The organism is Geodermatophilus sp. SYSU D00758, from assembly GCF_054049955.1.
In genome coordinates, this window is the sequence record NZ_JBJGYK010000003.1 from 169212 (window position 1) to 186350 (window position 17139).

Here is a 17139-nt window from a genome sequence, read left to right on the forward strand (position 1 = left end):
CCCCACCCCAGGAGAGACCGATGACCCAGACCGCCCAGCCGCCGGTGGCCGCCGAGCCGCCGGATGACATCGTCCCCGGTCAGGAGATCTACACCCCCGCGTTCCGCGCCGACCCCTACCCGGTCTACGCCCGGCTGCGCGCCGAGCGGCCGGTCGTCCGGGTGCGGACGCCGCGGTTCGACTCCTTCCTCGTCACCCGGTACGACGACGCCCGCCAGGCGCTGTCGGACCCGCGGCTGTCCAAGGACCTCTACCGCGCGGGGGACACCTACCTCGCGGTGTTCGGTGAGAAGGCCCGGCAGATCAACACCAACATGCTCAACTCCGACCCGCCGGAGCACACCCGGCTGCGGCGGCTGGTGACGCAGGCGTTCACGCCGCGGCGGATCGAGGCCATGCGCCCCCGGATCGAGGAGATCGTCGAGGACCTGCTGGACCGGATGGCGCCGCACGGGCGCACCGAGTTCGTCGACGAGTTCGCCCTGCGCCTGCCGCTGGCGGTCATCGGGGACCTGCTCGGCATCCCCGAGGCCGACCACGAGGAGATCCTGGCCGGCACCCAGGTGATCCGGACGGTGGGGACCGGCGGGCGCAGCCCCCAGGAGGACCGGGCGGCGATCGGGCAGGCGCAGGAGCGGCTGCACGCGTACTTCAGCGGGCTGGTGGCCGGCAAGCGCCGGGAGCCGGGGGAGGACCTGGTGAGCGCGCTGATCGCCGCGCGCGACGGGGACGGCAGGCTGTCGGAGGCGGAGCTCGTCTCCACCTGCTTCCTGCTGCTGTTCGCCGGCTACCAGACGACCTCGGACTTCCTCGGCAACGCCGTGGTCGCGCTGCTGACCCACCCGGAGGAGCTGCAGCGGCTGCTCGACGACCCCGGCCTGGTGCCCGACGCCGTGGAGGAGCTGCTGCGCTTCGACGGGTCGGTCCCGGTGTCGAGCTTCCGGTTCGCCACCGAGGACCTCGACATCGGCGGCGTGACCGTCCCCGCGGGTTCGATCGTCACGATCGTGCTCAGCGCCGCCAACCACGACCCGGAGTTCGTGCCGGACGCCGACGCCCTCGACCTCTCCCGGGGACCCACCCACCACATGTCCTTCGGGCACGGCATCCACAAGTGCCTGGGCACCGCCCTCGCCCGGCTCGAGGCCACGACGGCGCTGCGCCGGATCCTCGTCCGGCTGCCCGACCTGCGCCTCGACGTCCCGGTCGAGGACCTGCAGTGGCTGCCGGCCGCGTCGGCCTTCCGCGGCCTGCTGGAACTGCCCCTGCGCTTCACCCCCACCCCCCGATGAGAGATGAGAAGAGAGGCCCTGCCATGACCTTCCGCCCGTTCCGCAACGTGATCGTCTGCCACATGGTCCCCGGCAGCGAGGACAAGGTCGGTCCCGTCTTCGCCTACTACGACGAGACCACCCGCCCGCAGGACCTCGGGGTCATCGGCCGGTACCTGTGCTCGCTCGAGGACCTCTACATCCACGTCATCGAGCGCAAGGAGGACCCGGCGGTCTCCGGGCAGCGCCGCGGCCTGCCGGCGTTCCAGGCCATCGCCGAGCAGATCGCCCCCTACGTGACGCCGTACCCGAGCTACTGGGAGAACCCCTCGCACTCGGTGGCCAAGCCGTTCTACCAGTGGGTGCCCGAGGGCGACGTGCCCGAGGACCGCGAGCTGACGGTGATCGTGCAGCGCATGAAGCCCGGCTCCGAGGAGGACATCGCCCGCGTCTTCGCCGAGTCCGACGCCGGTGACCTGCCCGTCGAGACCGGTGTCACCGGCCGGTGGCTGTTCTCCATGGAGGACGTGTTCGTGCACCTGCTGGAGCAGGACCGGGAGAAGGCCGCGGCGGTCCGCGCCGAGCACGAGGGCGGCAAGCCGGCGCCGGCGTTCGCCAAGATCATGCAGGCGCTCAGCCCGTACGTCGGCCCGTACCGGCCGGAGACCTGGCAGAGCCCGAAGGACTCGGTGGCCCGGGTGTTCCACCGCTGGCAGGCCCCCGACTGGTCGCCCGAGCAGGAGGCCGCCCCGGTCCCGGCACCGGCCGAGGCCCCCGACGGCACCCCGGCGCGGGCGGGGAGCGCGTCGTGACCCTCCGGGGGTTCGCCACGCTCATCTACTGGGCCGACGACGTGACCGCGGCCGCGGACTGGTACACCGAGCTGCTGGGGACGGGGCCGTACTTCACCCGCCCGGGCCCCGGCGGCCGCACGTCCTACGCCAAGTTCCGGCTCGCCGACGGGGCCGAGCTGGCGATCGCCGACCGGGCGGTCGCCCCGCCGGGCACGGTCACCGGGACGGGCGGGGCGGTCATGCACTGGCGGGTCGACGACCTCGACGCCACCCTGGCGCGGCTGACCGCGATGGGGACGCGGGAGTACCAGCCGGTCACGCCGCACGGGCCGGTGGTCACCGCCTCGGTGATCGACCCCTTCGGCAACCTGATCGGGGTCCTGCAGCCCGCGGGGCACCACCTCGCCGACTTCCGGCCGGGCGGGGCGCCGGGCCGGGAGCAGGCGGTCCCGGCCGGGACCTGAGGGCCGGACCCGAGGAGCCGCCCACGCCGCCGGTCACGCCGGCGGGGCGGGCGGCTCCTCCGCGCCGGCGGCGGGGACGGGCTCCGCCGGGCGGGGCCGGGGCGGGGTCGCCGCCCAGCGCAGCAGGGTGACCGCCAGCCAGCCGGCGGCCAGGCACCACGGCAGCCGGGTGACCACCTCGTCGGTGGTGAGGTCGCCGCGCAGCCCGAGCAGCAGGACCGGCGCCGCCAGCACCAGGCCGGCGGCCAGCACCTCCCACCGCAGCGGGCTCATGCCGTCCCGCTCTCCAGCCGCTCGCACAGCAGGGACGCCCAGCGGTGCGCGGTCGCGCGGTTGCCGTCGAGGAGGGCCACGGGCGCGCTGGTGCGCGCCAGCAACGCCGCCGGGTCCGCGGTCAGGTCGGTGTCCTGGACGACCAGCGCGTCCACCCGGGGCAGGCCGTCCAGCCACGGGCCGACGTCCTCGGGCTTGCGGGTGGCCTCGACCACCGCCCAGACCCCGGCCGGCGAGAACACCGCGAGCATCTGCTCCAGCCAGGTGCTGCCGCCGCGCAGCGGCGCGTCGACCGCGACGATCGTCAGCGTCCCGGCCCGGTCGGCGTCGAGCTTGCGCTCGAGCGCGGCGTCGATGCCGGTGATCCGGCTGCTCCGCGGGGCCAGCGCGGCGAGGTCGCCCCGCGAGGCCCACTGCAGCCGCTCCCCGTCGAGCCGCAGGGCGGCGGCCAGGGAGCGGGCCGCGGCGAGCGTCTCGACCCCGGGGCCCACGACCAGCAGCACCTCGCCGGGGCCGGCGGGCAGCTCGGGCACCGGCGGCAGCCCGGCGGCGAGGGCCCGCACCAGCGCCGCGTAGGTGCCCGAGCGGGCCACCGCGGCGGCGAAGTCGGCGCCCAGCAGCCGCTCGGGGACCCCGAGGGCCAGCAGCCGGCCGACGACGGCGTCCTCCGGGCCGGTCACCCGGGCGGTCCCGGGCGCCGGGACGGCGCGCACCGAGGGCACGAGCACCGGCGCGCCGGCCCCGGGGGCGGGGCGCCGCCCGGCCGCGCGCTGGTCGACCGGCAGCCGGGTGACGGTGGCCAGGCCGGTGCGCGCCACGGTGCGGCGGGCCACCTGCTGGCCCGGGCGGCGGACCGCCGGTGGCACCGGGGGCCGCCGGGACAGCAGCGGCGGGACGGCCAGCTCGGCGCCCGGCGTGGGCGGCGGCAGCAGCGACAGGGGCGGCAGGACCGTCGTCGCGTCCACGGGCATCGGCAGGGGCGCGGGGTCGCTGGCGGTCGCGGCGAGCACCGCCGCCGCGACGGCCGGCTCGACCCCGGCCTCCGCTTCGCTCCCCAGCTCCGGGTCGACCTCCCACTCGTCGGACTCGGTCGCGGCGTCCACCCAGACGGCGAGCTCGCCGTCCTCGCCACCGGAGGGGTCGGCGGCCCGCAGCTCCTCCTGCGTGGCCGCGCCGGTCAGCACGCCGCGCAGCAGGTCGGTGAGGGCGGCGTCGGAGGTGTCGTGTGCGAGCGCGGCGCGCAGCACCTCGGCGACGATCTCCTCGCGGGCGGTGACCGGGCCGGGGAGCTCGGACGCGGTGGCCCACTCCGGCCCCACGGGGGCGGGCGGGGGCACCGTGCGCGGGGTGCGCACGACCGGCGGGGGGACCGGCGGCAGCCACCGGGCCGGTGGCGGGGCGGGCGGTCCGTCGGGGACCACGGCGGGTGAGGCGGCCGGATCCTCGGGGACCACGGCGGCGGCCGGCTCGGGGAGGGCCGGTTCCCCGGGAACCACGGCGGCGGCCGGCTCCGGCGCCGGCCCGGCCACCGGCGTCCCCGGCTCCGGGGTGCCCCACAGCCCGGCGGAGGTCGCCGTCCCGGCGCCGACCGGCTCCTCGTCCCAGGAGCAGGAGGCCCCGGCCGGCTCGTCCGGCACCGGCGCCGCGAGCCCGTCCGGCACGCGCACCCCGGGCTCGTCGGGCACGCGCAGCTCGGGCTCGTCGGGCACGGGCGGGCCGAGGACCGGCTCGTCGACCGGGGTCCCGGCGGGGAACGGCTCCTCGGGGGCGGGCGCGGCGGGGAACGGCTCGGCGGACCCCGGGGGTGCGGTGTCCGCCGCGGCGCCGTGCGCGGTCGCGACCGCCTCCTCCACGGCGGCGCGGACCTCGCGGTCGGCGGCCACCATCTGCGCCAGGGCGGCGGTGAAGGGCGAGGGCGCCGCGGGGACGTCCTCGACCGGCGCGGCGGCGCGCGGGCGCGCCGGCTCGGGAGCGGGGCGGGCCGCGGTCACCGGGGCGGCGGGACGTGCGGCGGGGGCGGAGGGCGCCGGGCCCCACGGGGCCTGGTCCCCGGCCGCCCGTGCCGCGGGCCGGCCGGCCGGCGGCCGGGCCTGGCGGGAGTACAGCCCGACGTCGGGCCGGGCCCCGCCCGGGGTACCGCCGCCGAGCAGGTCGGCGACCTCGTCCACCGGGTCGGGCAGGACCGGTGCCCGCCGCAGCGCGGCCTCGATGCGCGCGGCCGACTCCGCCCGCGAGGCCGGCCGGCGCGGCACGGCGGCGGCCGGGAGCTCCTCCACCTCGGCCACGTACCGCTCGGTGGTGAAGAAGCCCATCACCCCGCCGGTGCGCACCCTGCGCACGCCGACGATCCGCACCGAGGAGCCGTACCGCTCGCGCGCGGCGGCGATGGCGGCGTCGCGGGTCGCTGCCTCAACGGATGGCAAAGGCACCGTTCACCACTCCCAGGGACTCGATCTGCGCCGTCCGGGACACCTCCGCGTAGGAGATGACCGGCAGGCGGGGGACGACCTGGCGGACCAGGCGGGACAGGGCCGCGCGCACCTGGGGTGAGCAGACCAGCACGGGGGAGAGCCCGAGGCGCTCGGCGTCGGCCAGCAGCCCGGTGCAGGAGGTGACCAGCGCGTCGACGGTGCCGGCGTCCAGGGCCAGGACCTGGCCGGCGTCGGTGGTCCGGACCGACTCGAGCAGCCGCTGCTCGAAGGCCGGCTCCAGGGTCAGCACGTGCAGCCGCTCGTCGGCGGTGACGTACGGGTGGCTGATCGCCGACCCGAGCGCCGCGCGGGCGGCCTCGACCAGGCCGTCGACGTCGGTGGCGACCTTCGCCCGCACCGAGAGGGCCTCGAAGATGCGCACCAGGTCGCGGATGGAGACGTTCTCCTCCAGCAGCCCGTGCAGGACGCGCTGCACCTCGCCGAGGGTGAGCAGCGTGGGGGTGAGCTCCTCGACCACCACGGGGTGGCTGCGCCTGACCATCTCGACCAGCAGGCGGACGTCCTCGCGGCCGAGCAGCTGGGCGGCGTTCTGGCGGACCACCTCGGCCAGGTGGGTGGTGATGACCGAGGACCGGTCGACGACGGTCGCGCCGGACATCTCCGCCTGGCGCTGCAGCTCGACCGGCACCCACTTGGCCGGCAGCCCGAACACCGGCTCGCGGGTGGCCTTGCCCGGCAGCGCGTCGAGCGAGTCGCCGATGGCCAGCACCGTGCCCGCGGGCGAGATGCCCTTGGCGGCGGGGACGCCGTTGAGCCAGATGACGTACTGGGAGGCCGGCAGGTCCAGGTTGTCACGGGTGCGCACCAGCGGGATCACCAGGCCGGTGTCCATCGCGACCTTCCGGCGCAGCGCCTTGACGCGGTCGAGCAGGTCGCCGCCGCGGGCGGCGTCGACCAGGTCCACCAGGTCGAAGGCCACCTCCAGCTCCAGCGGGTCGACCCGCATCCGCTCGGCGATCTCCTCCGGCGAGTCGGGCCTGGGCTCCAGCTCGGCCGCGGCGGCGGCCGCCTCGGCGTCCTCGTCGGCGGTGGGCGCCTCGGTGATGCGGGAGGCGAGGAGGAAGAAGAGGCCGCCGACGAGGAGGAACGGCAGCACCGGCAGGCCCGGGATGAGGCACAGCATCAACGCACCGCCGCCGGCGATCCGCAGCGGCTGCTTGAACCGGCCGAGCTGGGCGATCAGGTCGCTGCCCATGTCGCCCTCGGTGGCCGACCGGGTCACGATGATGCCGGTCGCCGTGGACAGCAGCAGGGCCGGGATCATCGACACCAGGCCGTCGCCCACGGTCAGCAGCGAGTAGGTCTGCACCGCGTCGGCCGGGGCCATGCCGCGCTGCATGATCCCGATCGCGAAGCCGCCGATGAGGTTGACCAGCGTGATGATGATGCCGGCGATGGCGTCGCCCTTGACGAACTTCGAGGCGCCGTCCATCGACCCGTAGAAGTCGGCCTCGGCGGTGACCTCCTGGCGCCGCTTGCGCGCCTGCGTCTCGTTGATCAGCCCGGCGTTGAGGTCGGCGTCGATCGCCATCTGCTTGCCCGGCATGGCGTCGAGGGTGAAGCGGGCGCCGACCTCGGCGACGCGGCCGGCGCCGTTGGTGATGACGACGAACTGCACGATGGTCAGGATCACGAAGATCACCAGACCGACGACCAGCGAGCCGCTGATCACGAAGTGGCCGAACGCCTCGATGACCTTGCCGGCGAAGCCGTCGGTGAGCACCAGCCGGGTGGAGGAGACGTTGAGGGCCAGCCGGAACAGGGTCGCGACGAGCAGCAGCGAGGGGAAGACGGCGAAGTCCAGCGGCCGCTTGATCTGCATCGCGACCAGCAGGATCAGCAGCGACGCGGTGATGTTCAGGCCGAGCAGCAGGTCCATCACGGCGGCCGGCATCGGCACGACCAGCATGAGGACGATGGCCACCACGCCGACCGGGACGGCGGCCTTCGTCAGCTTCTGCACGCCCGAACTCATCGGCAGTTCGGCTCAACCCGGGCACCGCGTCCGGCGCCGCCCGCCCCACCCGTCACGGGCGCCCCGTGCGCCCCGTCACCGGCGGGGCGCCCCCGCCCGCGGCAGGCCCTCGACGTCCGGCGCGTCGAACCCGGGCCGGTGCAGCCCCCCGCGCACCCCCCGCGCGGACAGCTGCATGACGAAGGCGAGCACCCGGGCGACCGCGGTGAACAGCTGCGGCGGCACCTCCTGGCCGAGGTCGCAGGAGGCGTGCAGCGCCCGGGCCAGCGGGACGTCCTGGACCATCGGCACCCGCGCCTCGGCCGCCCGCTCGCGCAGCTTCGCGGCGATCCCGTCGGCGCCCTTGGCCACCACCCGGGGGGCGCCCCGCTCCGGCTCGTACCGCAGCGCCACGGCGACGTGGGTGGGGTTGACCAGCAGGACGTCGGCCTGGGCCACCTCGGCCATCATCCGGTTGCGTGACATCGCCAGGGCGCGGGACTTCCGGTGCGCCTTCATGTGCGGGTCGCCCTCGGCCTGCTTGTGCTCCTGCTGGATCTCGTACCGGCTCATCCTGAGCTGCTTCACCAGGCGCACGCGGACGACGACGTAGTCGGCCAGCGCGATGACCAGGCCGGTGACCGCGACCACGCGGAACATGAGCACGGCGCAGTCGGCGAAGGTCGCCGCCACCGTCGACAGCGGCAGCGCGCCGGCCGAGCTCACCAGGGCCTGGGCCCGGCTGCTGGTCAGCACCACGACGGTGCCCAGGGCCGCGGTCTTGACGATCGCCTTGGCTGCCTCCCACAGCCCCTGGGTGCCGAACATCCGCTTGAAGCCGGGGAAGGGGTTGAGCTTCTTCAGCGTGGGCTTCATCGGCTTGCCGCTGACGGTCACCCCGCCCTGCGCGGCGGCCGCGAGCGTCCCGACCAGCATCATGCCCAGCGCCAGCGGGAGGGCGACCGTGACGAAGGTGGCCAGCGCCTGCCCGAACAGCGCCGACAGCCCGGCGACCTCCGGGTGCGCGGCCACGGCGCCGATCTGCACGAACAGCCGGCCGACCCCGTCGTAGGCGTCCCGGACCGTCATCGGCAGCAGCAGGCTGGCCGCCGCCACCCCCGCCCAGGTGCCGAGCTCCTGGGTCCGCGCGACCTGGCCGTCCCGGCGCGCCTCCTGGAGGCGCTTGGCGGTCGGTTTCTCGGTCCTCTCCCCGCCCGGACCGTCCTTGGCCATCAGCCGCTCCGGAAGGACACCATCGCGCGCACCGCGTCCTCGACGAGGGCGTCGAGCGCGGCGGGCAGCAGCGGGAAGGTCAGCCCGAGCAGCGCGAGGGTCAGCATGATCTTCAGCGGGAAGCCGAGGGCGAAGACGTTGAGCGCCGGTGCGGCCTTGCTCAGCAGGCCGAGCGCGATGTCGGCGAGCAGCAGGACGGCGACCATCGGGCCGGCGATCTGGAGCGCCGCGAGGAACATCATCGAGAAGGCGGTGACCAGCGCCTGGGCCAGCTGCTCGGTGGGGACCCCGCCGCCGACGGGCAGCCCCTCGTAGGAGGTGGCGAACCCGCGCACGACGAGCAGGTGACCCCCGCTGGTGAACAGCAGGGTCAGCGCGAGCAGGTGGTGCAGCCGGCCGATCGACGAGCTGGTGGTCATGGCCAGCGGGTCGTAGGCCGGCTGCAGCGAGAAGCCGCCGGTCAGGTCGATCAGGTCACCGGCGTACTGGACGGCGGCGAACAGCACGTGCACCACGAAGCCCAGCGCGGCGCCGATGGCGACCTCGGTGACCGCGCCGACCACGAGCACGCCGGCCGTCGGCTCCCCGACCGACGCCGCGACGCGGTCCAGCAGCACGACCGACAGGGTCAGCGCGAGCGCGCCCTTGACCGGCGCCGGGATCACCCGGGAGTTGAAGGGCGGCGCCACGAGCAGGAACCCGGCCGCCCGGGCGGTGCCGAGCAGCAGGGCCACCAGGGTGGACGCCGGGACCTCGAGGTCCATGGGCTCAGGTCCGGTCGAGCAGCCGGGGCAGCGCGTCGAAGAGCCCCTGGGTGAACGACACCATCTCGGCCAGCACCCAGTTCCCGGTCACCAGCAGGGCGATCGACACCGCGATCACCTTCGGCACGAACGACAGCGTCGGCTCCTGGATCTGCGTCGCGGCCTGGAAGAGGGAGATGAGGAAGCCCACGAGCAGCGCGGTGACCAGGATCGGCGCGGAGACCTTGGCGGCCACCAGCATGGTCCGCAGCGCGATCTCGGTGACGTCGGCGTCGCTCATCCGTACGACCCCACCAGCGCGGTGGTGATCAGCGACCAGCCGTCGACCACCACGAAGAGCAGCAGCTTGAACGGCAGCGACACGATGGTCGGCGGGACCATCATCATGCCCATCGACATCAGCGCGGCGCTGACCAGCATGTCGAGCACCAGGAACGGGATGAACACGACCAACCCGATGATGAAGGCGCTCTTGAGCTCGGAGAGCACGAACGCCGGCACCAGCGTGGTCATGCTGACCGCCTCCCGGTCGGCCGGGGCCTCCTCGCCGGAGAGCCCCACCATGAGCCGCAGCTCGTCGTCCCGGGTGTTGTCGAGCAGGAACGCCTTCAGGGGCACCACGCCGGCGTCGTAGGCCTGGGTGACGGTCGCCCGGCCGTCGAGGTAGGGCTGGACCGCGACCTCGTTGACGTCGGAGAGCACCGGCCCCATCACGAACAGCGTGAGGAACAGGGCGATGCCGGTCAGCACCGAGTTCGGCGGCGACTGCATCATGCCCAGCGCGTTCCGCGTGAGCGACAGCACCACGACGATCTTGGTGAACGAGGTGCAGAGCAGCAGCACCGCGGGCGCCACCGACAGCACGGTGATCGCCAGGATCAGCGTGATCGAGGTGCTGGCGCTGCCGCCCCCGACGGAGATGTCCACCCCGCCCTCGACCGCCGGTGCCACGGGCGCGGTCGGGTCGGTGGGCGCCGTGGGGGCGGTCGGGGCCGCCGCGGCCGGGCCGGCGAGCAGCAGCAGCAGCAGCGCGCCGGCGGCGGCCACCAGCAGCAGGAGCAGCCCCAGCCGCCGGGCGACGGGTGCGCCGCGGGCGGCGGCGGGGGAGGAGGTCATCAGCGGCGCACCGTCCGGTCGCGCAGCTGCTGGACGGCGGCCGTCCAGCTGCCGCGGTCCAGCACGGACCCGGCCAGCAGGCCGGGGCCGGCCGGGGCCGGCCGGGCGAGCGCGGCCCGGCGATCGGCGAGCTCCTCCTCGACCAGGTCGCCGTCCACCTCGGCCAGCAGGGTGACCTGCTCCTCGGTGGAACCGACGACCAGCACCCGGCCGGCGACGCGGACCACCGACAGCGAGCTCGTCCGGCCCATGCGCTGGCGGGCGACGACCTCGATGAGCCCGCTGCCCTGCCCGAGCCCGCGCCGGCGGGCCACCCGCGCGGCGAACCAGAGCACCGCGCCGATGAAGGCCAGGGACAGGACGAGCCGGATCACCATCCAGGTCATGCCGGCGCCGCTCCGCGCTCGCCGGCGGCGTCGGTGACGATCTCGCTGATCCGCAGCCCGAAGTCCTCGTCGACGACGACCACCTCGCCGCGGGCGATGAGGGTGCCGTTGACCAGGAGGTCCGCGGGGGCGCTGGCGGCCCGGTCCAGCTCGACCACCTCGCCGGGGTGCAGGGAGAGCAGCTCGCCGACGGTCATGCGGGTGCGGCCGATCTCCACGGTCACCTCCATCGCGACGTGCCGCAGGAGGTCCAGGCTGCCGCGCGGGGTGCGCGGGGCCGGCAGGGTGACCTGCAGTGCGAGGGTCGCCTCGACCTGGTCGCCGGCCAGCAGCGGGACGGCGACGAGCATGCCCTTGTCGCGCAGCCCGTCCAGGGCCGCCACCGGGTCCTCGGTGCGCTCGGAGTCGATGCGCACCCGGCCCAGCGTGGCGGCGGCCGCCTCGAGGGCGGGGCGCAGCGCCGGCGCGAGCTCCATCGGCCCGACCGGGGAGTTGGCCAGCGCCTCGACCAGCTGCGGGGAGACGACGAGGACGACGTCCCCGGTGACCTCCCCCGAGAGCCGGGCGGTCACCGCGGCGGAGGCGCCGGCGGGCGAGGGGACGGCGTCCGGGTCGCGCACCGGGGCGCCGGGGGTCAGCGCGACCGAGGCGGGCACCAGGTCGGCCGCGGCGCGGGCGGCGGCGGCCACGACCGCGATGACGGTCTCGGAGGCCTGCGTGTGCTCCAGGCTGGCGGTCATGCGGTGTCCTTCTGGGCTGGGTGCTGGGCGCTGGACGGGGTGGGGACGATGGCGGCGGCGAGCCGGCGCCGGTGGTTGCTGGCGATGGCGTAGGCGAACGTCACGTCGTTGGTGGTGACCTCGAGCGGCGCGTCCTGCGGGTGGCGCAGGAGCAGCACGTCACCCACGTCGAGGGACAGCAGGTCCTCGGAGGAGACCTCGAGCGGGGTGAACCGGACGCCGACGTCCACCGGGACCATCCCGAGCCGCTCGGCCAGGGCCTGCTGGGCGCGCCGGCGGACCGCCTGGGCGGACTCCGACAGCTGGGGCGAGGCCGCATCGTGCAGCGCGGTCGCGAAGGACGAGAACGGCAGGACGAGGGTGGCCTCGCTGGTGCGGCTGCCGACCGAGAGCGCCAGCGTCGTGACCACCACGGTGTCCGAGCCGCCGGCGGCCTGGGCGAGCTGCGGGTCGTACTCGATGTCCTCCAGCGCCGGCTGTACGTCGGTGACGTGCGAGAACGCCGTCCCGAGGTCCTGCAGCAGCCGGTCGAGCAGGTGCCGGGTGATGGCGGTCTCCATGACCGTCATCGGCCGCGCGGGCTGCTCGGCGCCACCGGCCCCGCCGAGCATGTGGTCGACCATCGCCATCGCCGTGTCCAGCGAGTAGGCCAGCAGCCCCTTGCCGCCCAGCGGCTCCATCGAGAACGTCGCGAGGAAGCAGGTCTCGGGGAGCGTGGCCAGGTGGTCGTCGTAGGAGTGCTGCTCGATGCCGACGAGCTCCATGCGGGCGCCGGTGCGCAGCATCGTCGTGAGCACGGTGGTGGCCTGGCGGGCGAACCCCTCCAGGGCGATCTGCAGGACGCGGACGTGCTCGCGGGAGAGCTTGGTCGGGCGGCGGAAGTCGTAGACGCGCAGCTCACCGCGGCGCCGGCGGCCCGGACCGGTGGGGGAGGGGGCGCCGGGGCCGGTCGCGCTCGGAGGAGGTGCCGGGACCTGCGGCGACGGGTCCGGCCCGGCGGGGGCGGGTCCGGGATCGGGGCGGGTCACGCACCTCTCATCGGCACGGTCCCGACACGGGCTGACCGGCGGCGCGGGGCGCCGCCGGTCGGCCGGGGTGGGTGGGGGGCGTGGGGCCGCTGGGACGCCCGGGGTGGGGACGCCGTCGGGCCCGCGACGCCCCCGGGTGGCGATGTGCGCTGGGTGGGGGTTCCCGGGCCGAGACCCCCACCCAGCGCACATCACCCCCGGACCCGCGCGCTCGGCGGGTCGAGGACCCGGCCGGCGCGGCCGGCGTCACTGCGTCACGTACTCCGTGAGGTAGATGCCCATGACCATCTCGTGGCCGTCCTCGGTGTAGGCCTCCACGATGCGGTGCTCGAGGGCCTCCTTGAGCGCCTCGCGGGAGCCGGTGACGTCGGCCGGCTGGGCCTGGGAGAAGGTGGCGATCACCAGGTCCAGCGCCTCGGACCCGTCCACGCTGCTGCCGCCGTGGCCCCCGCCGGCCGCGGCCTCGGTGAGCTGCAGCGCGATGCCGACCTTGAGGTAGCCCCCGCCGGCCAGGTTCACCGCGACCGAGTCGAGGGGGAGCACCGCACCGGCCACCGGCTCCTCGGCCGCGGCCTCACCGCTGCCGGCGAAGAGGAAGAAGTACCCGGCACCGCCCAGCGCCAGGACGGCGACCAGCGCGATGACGAGCAGCTTCTTCCGGCCGCCCTTGGCCTCCTCGCCCCCCTCGGGTGCGGCGGCCTTCGTGTCCTTGGTCTTCCCGGCCATGGGTCCCTCCTCAGGGGTGCTCGGCGGCGGGCTGCCCGGCGGCGAGGCCCGGCAGCAGGTCGTTGGCCTCGGCGGAGGCGGTGGAGAGCACGACGACGTCGACGCGCCGGTTGACGGTGATCGCGCCCGGGTCGGTCTCGGGCACCAGCGGGCGGGTCGACGAGTAGCCGACGGCCGACATGCGGTCCTCGGCCAGGCCGTCGCCGGCCAGGTACCGCACGACGGTCGAGGCCCGGGCGCCGGAGAGCTCCCAGTTCGACGGGTAGGGCCCGCCCGGCGTGACGGCCAGGTGGTTGGCGTGGCCCTCCACCGCGAGCTGGTTGGGCAGCGTGGCCAGGGTGGGGGCCAGCGCGCTGAGGATCGCCCGCCCGTCGGCCTTGAGGTCGGCGCGCTCGGCGTCGAAGAGCACCGGGTCGGAGACGATGTGCACCACCAGGCCGCGCTCGTCGATCTCGTACCGGGCGGTGCCGGCGTAGCCGGCCGCGGCGAGCGCGGCCTCGATGCGGTCCCGCGCGGCGACCAGCGCGGCGTACTCGTCGCGCGCCTCGGCGGCGACCTGGCGGGCCTCGGCGAGCGCCGCCTCGGCCGCGGCCGCGTCGACCTGCTCCTGGGTGGGCCGGGAGTCCGGGGCGATGCCGAGGGCGATGTCGGCCGGGGCGGGCAGCCCGTCGAGGACGGCGGGCTCCTCCTGGCTGCTGCTGCTCACCAGCGCGCTGACCGGGGCGCCGAAGGTCTCGGACAGGCCGCTGGCCAGGGCGGCGAACTTCTCCTTGTCCACCTGGCTCATGGCGTAGAGCACCACGAAGGTCACCAGCAGCAGCGTCACCATGTCGGCGTAGGACACCAGCCACCGCTCGTGGTTCTCGTGCTCCTCCTCCTCGTGCCTCCTGCCGCGGCGGCGGCCGCCGTGGCCGCCGGAGCTCACGCGGCCTCCCTGGCGACCTCACTGGGCGGGATGAGGGAGGTGAGCTTGAGGCGGACGGCCCGCGGGCTCGTCCCGGCCTGGATCTCGGTGATGCCCTCGACGAGCAGCTCCATCTGCGCGGCCTGCAGCTCGCTGACCCGAAGGATCTTGGCGCCCATCGGCAGGAACCAGAAGTTGGCGGCCATGACGCCCCACAGGGTGGCGACGAACGCGGCGGCGATCATGGGCCCCAGCGACTCCGGGTTGCTGAGGTTGGCCATGACGTTCATGAGGCCGACGATGCAGCCGACGATGCCGATGGTCGGGGCGTAGCCGCCCATCGCGTTCATGAACTTGGCGGCGACCTTGTCCTCGGACTTCTTGGCCGAGATCTCGCTCTCCAGGACGGCGCGCAGCTCCTCGGGGTCGGTGCCGTCGATGCCCATCTGCAGCCCGCGCTTGAGGAACGGGTCCTCGATGGTCTTCACCTGGGCCTCGAGGGCGAGCAGGCCCTCCTTGCGGGCCTTCTCGGCGAGCTGCACGAGGGTCTGGATCTGGTCGCTGGCCGGCGGCACCTTGGCCGGCATCAGCGCCATCTTGAACCAGGCGGGCATCTTCTTGAGGTCGTCCATCGTCTGGCTGGACATGGCCGCACCGAAGGTGGCCACGAGGACCAGGATGATCGCGGGGATGAAGATCAGCGACGTCGGGTCGGAGCCCTCGAGGACCATGAAGGCCAGGAGGGCGACCATCGAGATGACGAAGCCGATGAGGGTGGCCGGGTCCACGGGTCAGCGCTCCTCGCGGGCCGGGAAGGGGACGACGGAGGCCCCGTCGGCGTCCGCCGGCGCCACCGGGGAGCGGTAGGTCCCGCGGTCCATCTCGTAGGCGGTGGCGAGGATGGAGGCCCGGTACTCGCGGATCTCGAGGAGGACCTCCTCGACGGTCTCGCGGACGACGTACCTGGTGCCGTCGACGAGGAAGACCACGGTGTCGGGGTGACCCTCCACCCGCTCGACGAGGTCGGGGTTGAGCGCGAACCGCTCTCCGTTCAGGCGCGTCACACGGATCACGAGGGGTCCTCTGGCTTGCGGGGGGAGGGGTCCGGCGGCGCCCGGTGGGCGCGTCGCCTCTGCTGCAGTTCTCATCGGCCCCGGGGCGGTGCCGCTTGAGCCGAACGGCGTCCTCCACCCCACGGGGTGAGCTGCACGGACGCGGGTCCGGACGGCAGCGGCCCGGCCACCACCGGGTGGCCGGGCCGCGAGATGAGGTACCGGGTCGGCCCCCGTGCAGGGCCCCGCGGCGAGCCTGCGAGCCGTGGGGCAGGGAGTCCTTTAGCGCTTGAGGTTGACCAGGTCCTGGAGGATCTCGTCGGAGCTGGTGATCACCCGGCTGTTGGCCTGGAAACCGCGCTGGGCCACGATCAGGCCGGTGAACTCCTCGGCCAGGTCGACGTTGCTCATCTCCAGGGCGCCGGCGGTGAGCGCGCCGCGGCCGCCGGCGCCGGCCTGGCCGATGTCGGGCAGGCCGGAGTTGTTCGCGGCGCGGAACATGCTGCTGCCGGCCTTCTCGAGGCCGCTGGGGTTGTCGAAGGCGGCCAGGGCCAGCTGCCCGAGGACCTTGCGCTCCCCGTTGGAGAACATGCCGGTGACGGTGCCGTCGCTGCCGAGGCTGAAGGACTCCAGCGTCCCGGCGCCGTAGCCGTCCTGGTCGTCGGCGCTGACGTCGGTCGGGCTGCCGTACTGCGTGATGGTGGAGAGGTCGACGCTGACCGAGCCGGTCAGCCCGGGGATGCCCGTGAGCGTGACGGGGCTGGCGGAGGACAGCGCACCGGAGACCCCGTCGAAGGTCACCGACGACGTGTGCACGGTGGTCCCCCGGGCGGTCACCGTCAGGCCCCAGGTGTTGTCCGCGGTCTTGCGGTAGGCGTAGGTCACCGGGACCTCGCGGCCGAGGTCGTCGAACATCGTGATCGCGGTCTCGACGGCGGTCCCGACGGGCGCCGACGCCGACAGGTTGCCCTCCACCGAGCCGTTGCCGGTGCGCCGCGGGGCGGTGCCCTGGCCGTAGGGGATGGCGAGGTCGCCGATCGGGCCGTTGGGGTTGACCACGCCGTCCGCGTCGGCGGACCAGCCCTGCAGGACGGCGCCGCTGGCGGTCACCAGGTTGCCGGCCGAGTCGAAGCTGAACGAGCCGGCGCGGGTGAACAGCTGCTGGGTGCCGGCCTGGACGACGAAGAAGCCGTCGCCCTCGACCATGAAGTCGGTGGAGCGCCCGGTCGTCTGGGTGGCGCCCTGCGTCCAGTTGGTGGAGATGCCGCCGAGCTTGACGCCGAGGCCCACCTGGGCCGGGTTCGTGCCGCCGCGGGCCTCGGTCGGGGCGCCGCCGGCCCGCATCATCTGCGAGAGCGTGTCCTCGAAGACCGTCGACTGCGACTTGTAGCCGACCGTGTTGACGTTGGCGATGTTGTTGCCGGTGACGTCCATCTTCGTCTGGTGGGCGCGCAGGCCGGAGATGGCCGAGAACATGGAACGGAGCATGGGAGGACTCCTCGCTAACTGGTCAGGGGTTCAGGAGGTGATCTCGGTTATCCGGCTGAGCTCGACGGCCTTCCCGTCGACGACGGCCGTGGCCTCGGCGGCGGTGCTGCCGAGGCGGACGGAGGTGACCGTGCCGGTCACGGCGGCGCCGGTGGTGTCGGTCCAGGTGACCGTGCGGCCGACCATCGCGCCGGCGCTGGTGGTGCGCTGGAGCGCCAGCAGGGCGGCGTTCTGCGTCGCCAGCTGCTCGAGCTTCTCCACCTGGGTGAAGACGGCGGTCTGGCTCATCATCTGGCTGCTGTCGGCCGGCTTGGTCGGGTCCTGGTAGCGCAGCTGGGCGACCAGGAGCTTGAGGAAGGTGTCCTTGCCCATCTGGTCGGGCCGGTCCACCTCGGTGCTCGCCGGGGTGTAGGCGTGGCCGGCGCTGCTCACGGGGCTGGTCATCGCGGGCTCC

19 protein-coding genes are annotated in these 17139 nt (G+C 74.7%); 3 read left to right on the forward strand and 16 right to left on the reverse strand.

Translation table 11 applies throughout. The features are described from left to right. Positions 1–20: 20 nt before the first annotated feature. The 3 genes from ACI8AC_RS03815 to ACI8AC_RS03825 are packed head-to-tail and all read left to right on the forward strand — an operon-like array spanning position 21 to position 2529. Positions 21–1292, forward strand: a complete 1272-nt coding sequence (locus ACI8AC_RS03815; protein ID WP_456895351.1) for a cytochrome P450 family protein — start codon at positions 21–23, stop codon at positions 1290–1292. Positions 1293–1315: 23 nt separating this feature from the next. Then, positions 1316–2083 carry a TcmI family type II polyketide cyclase gene (locus tag ACI8AC_RS03820; RefSeq protein ID WP_456895353.1) on the forward strand — a complete coding sequence of 256 codons (768 nt, stop codon included), beginning with the start codon at positions 1316–1318 and terminating at the stop codon, positions 2081–2083. Continuing rightward, positions 2080–2529, forward strand: a complete 450-nt coding sequence (locus ACI8AC_RS03825) for a VOC family protein (protein WP_456895355.1) — start codon at positions 2080–2082, stop codon at positions 2527–2529. The genes ACI8AC_RS03820 and ACI8AC_RS03825 overlap by 4 nt, the downstream gene beginning before the upstream one ends. Before the next feature lie 33 nt (positions 2530–2562). On the opposite strand, the gene ACI8AC_RS03830 is transcribed toward ACI8AC_RS03825, so the two are convergent. From ACI8AC_RS03830 to ACI8AC_RS03905, 16 genes are all read right to left on the reverse strand, one after another. Beyond that, positions 2563–2802 (reverse strand): hypothetical protein, encoded by a 240-nt coding sequence (locus ACI8AC_RS03830; protein WP_456895357.1) that lies wholly within the window; start codon positions 2800–2802, stop codon positions 2563–2565. Further along, a complete protein-coding gene (locus ACI8AC_RS03835) occupies positions 2799–5225 on the reverse strand; it encodes a hypothetical protein (RefSeq protein ID WP_456895358.1) in 2427 nt (808 codons plus the stop codon). Before ACI8AC_RS03835 ends, ACI8AC_RS03830 begins: the two co-directional genes overlap by 4 nt. Then, complete coding sequence (flhA, locus tag ACI8AC_RS03840; RefSeq protein WP_456895360.1) at positions 5212–7257, reverse strand: flagellar biosynthesis protein FlhA; 2046 nt, start codon at positions 7255–7257, stop codon at positions 5212–5214. Before flhA ends, ACI8AC_RS03835 begins: the two co-directional genes overlap by 14 nt. An 87-nt stretch (positions 7258–7344) precedes the next feature. Continuing rightward, the gene (locus tag ACI8AC_RS03845; protein WP_456895362.1) at positions 7345–8481 is read right to left on the reverse strand and encodes an EscU/YscU/HrcU family type III secretion system export apparatus switch protein; all 1137 of its coding nucleotides are present in this window, start codon (positions 8479–8481) and stop codon (positions 7345–7347) included. Next, positions 8481–9245, reverse strand: coding sequence for a flagellar biosynthetic protein FliR (fliR, locus tag ACI8AC_RS03850; protein ID WP_456895364.1), 765 nt, complete (start codon positions 9243–9245; stop codon positions 8481–8483). Before fliR ends, ACI8AC_RS03845 begins: the two co-directional genes overlap by 1 nt. Positions 9246–9249: 4 nt before the next feature. Next, positions 9250–9525, reverse strand: coding sequence for a flagellar biosynthesis protein FliQ (fliQ, locus tag ACI8AC_RS03855; RefSeq protein WP_456895366.1), 276 nt, complete (start codon positions 9523–9525; stop codon positions 9250–9252). Further along, positions 9522–10361, reverse strand: a complete 840-nt coding sequence (fliP, locus tag ACI8AC_RS03860; protein WP_456895368.1) for a flagellar type III secretion system pore protein FliP — start codon at positions 10359–10361, stop codon at positions 9522–9524. The genes fliQ and fliP overlap by 4 nt, the downstream gene beginning before the upstream one ends. Then, entirely contained in the window at positions 10361–10747 is a 387-nt protein-coding gene (locus ACI8AC_RS03865; protein ID WP_456895370.1) for a FliO/MopB family protein, read from the reverse strand. Before ACI8AC_RS03865 ends, fliP begins: the two co-directional genes overlap by 1 nt. Beyond that, on the reverse strand, positions 10744–11487 hold the full coding sequence (gene fliN / locus ACI8AC_RS03870; protein WP_456895372.1) for a flagellar motor switch protein FliN: 744 nt from the start codon (positions 11485–11487) through the stop codon (positions 10744–10746). The genes ACI8AC_RS03865 and fliN overlap by 4 nt, the downstream gene beginning before the upstream one ends. Further along, on the reverse strand, positions 11484–12515 hold the full coding sequence (locus ACI8AC_RS03875) for a flagellar motor switch protein FliM (RefSeq protein WP_456895374.1): 1032 nt from the start codon (positions 12513–12515) through the stop codon (positions 11484–11486). Before ACI8AC_RS03875 ends, fliN begins: the two co-directional genes overlap by 4 nt. A 246-nt stretch (positions 12516–12761) precedes the next feature. Further along, positions 12762–13241, reverse strand: coding sequence for a flagellar basal body-associated FliL family protein (locus ACI8AC_RS03880; protein WP_456895376.1), 480 nt, complete (start codon positions 13239–13241; stop codon positions 12762–12764). Positions 13242–13251: 10 nt separating this feature from the next. Further along, the gene (locus tag ACI8AC_RS03885; protein ID WP_456895378.1) at positions 13252–14166 is read right to left on the reverse strand and encodes a flagellar motor protein MotB; all 915 of its coding nucleotides are present in this window, start codon (positions 14164–14166) and stop codon (positions 13252–13254) included. After that, positions 14163–14933: a flagellar motor protein gene (locus ACI8AC_RS03890; RefSeq protein ID WP_456895380.1), complete on the reverse strand. Its 771-nt coding sequence runs from the start codon at positions 14931–14933 to the stop codon at positions 14163–14165. The genes ACI8AC_RS03885 and ACI8AC_RS03890 overlap by 4 nt, the downstream gene beginning before the upstream one ends. A gap of 3 nt (positions 14934–14936) precedes the next feature. Beyond that, positions 14937–15218 carry a flagellar FlbD family protein gene (locus ACI8AC_RS03895; protein WP_456895383.1) on the reverse strand — a complete coding sequence of 94 codons (282 nt, stop codon included), beginning with the start codon at positions 15216–15218 and terminating at the stop codon, positions 14937–14939. Between the two features lie 261 nt (positions 15219–15479). Continuing rightward, entirely contained in the window at positions 15480–16685 is a 1206-nt protein-coding gene (locus ACI8AC_RS03900; protein WP_456895385.1) for a flagellar hook protein FlgE, read from the reverse strand. 30 nt (positions 16686–16715) lie between these two features. After that, positions 16716–17129 carry a flagellar hook assembly protein FlgD gene (locus tag ACI8AC_RS03905; RefSeq protein ID WP_456895387.1) on the reverse strand — a complete coding sequence of 138 codons (414 nt, stop codon included), beginning with the start codon at positions 17127–17129 and terminating at the stop codon, positions 16716–16718. Positions 17130–17139: the final 10 nt, after the last annotated feature.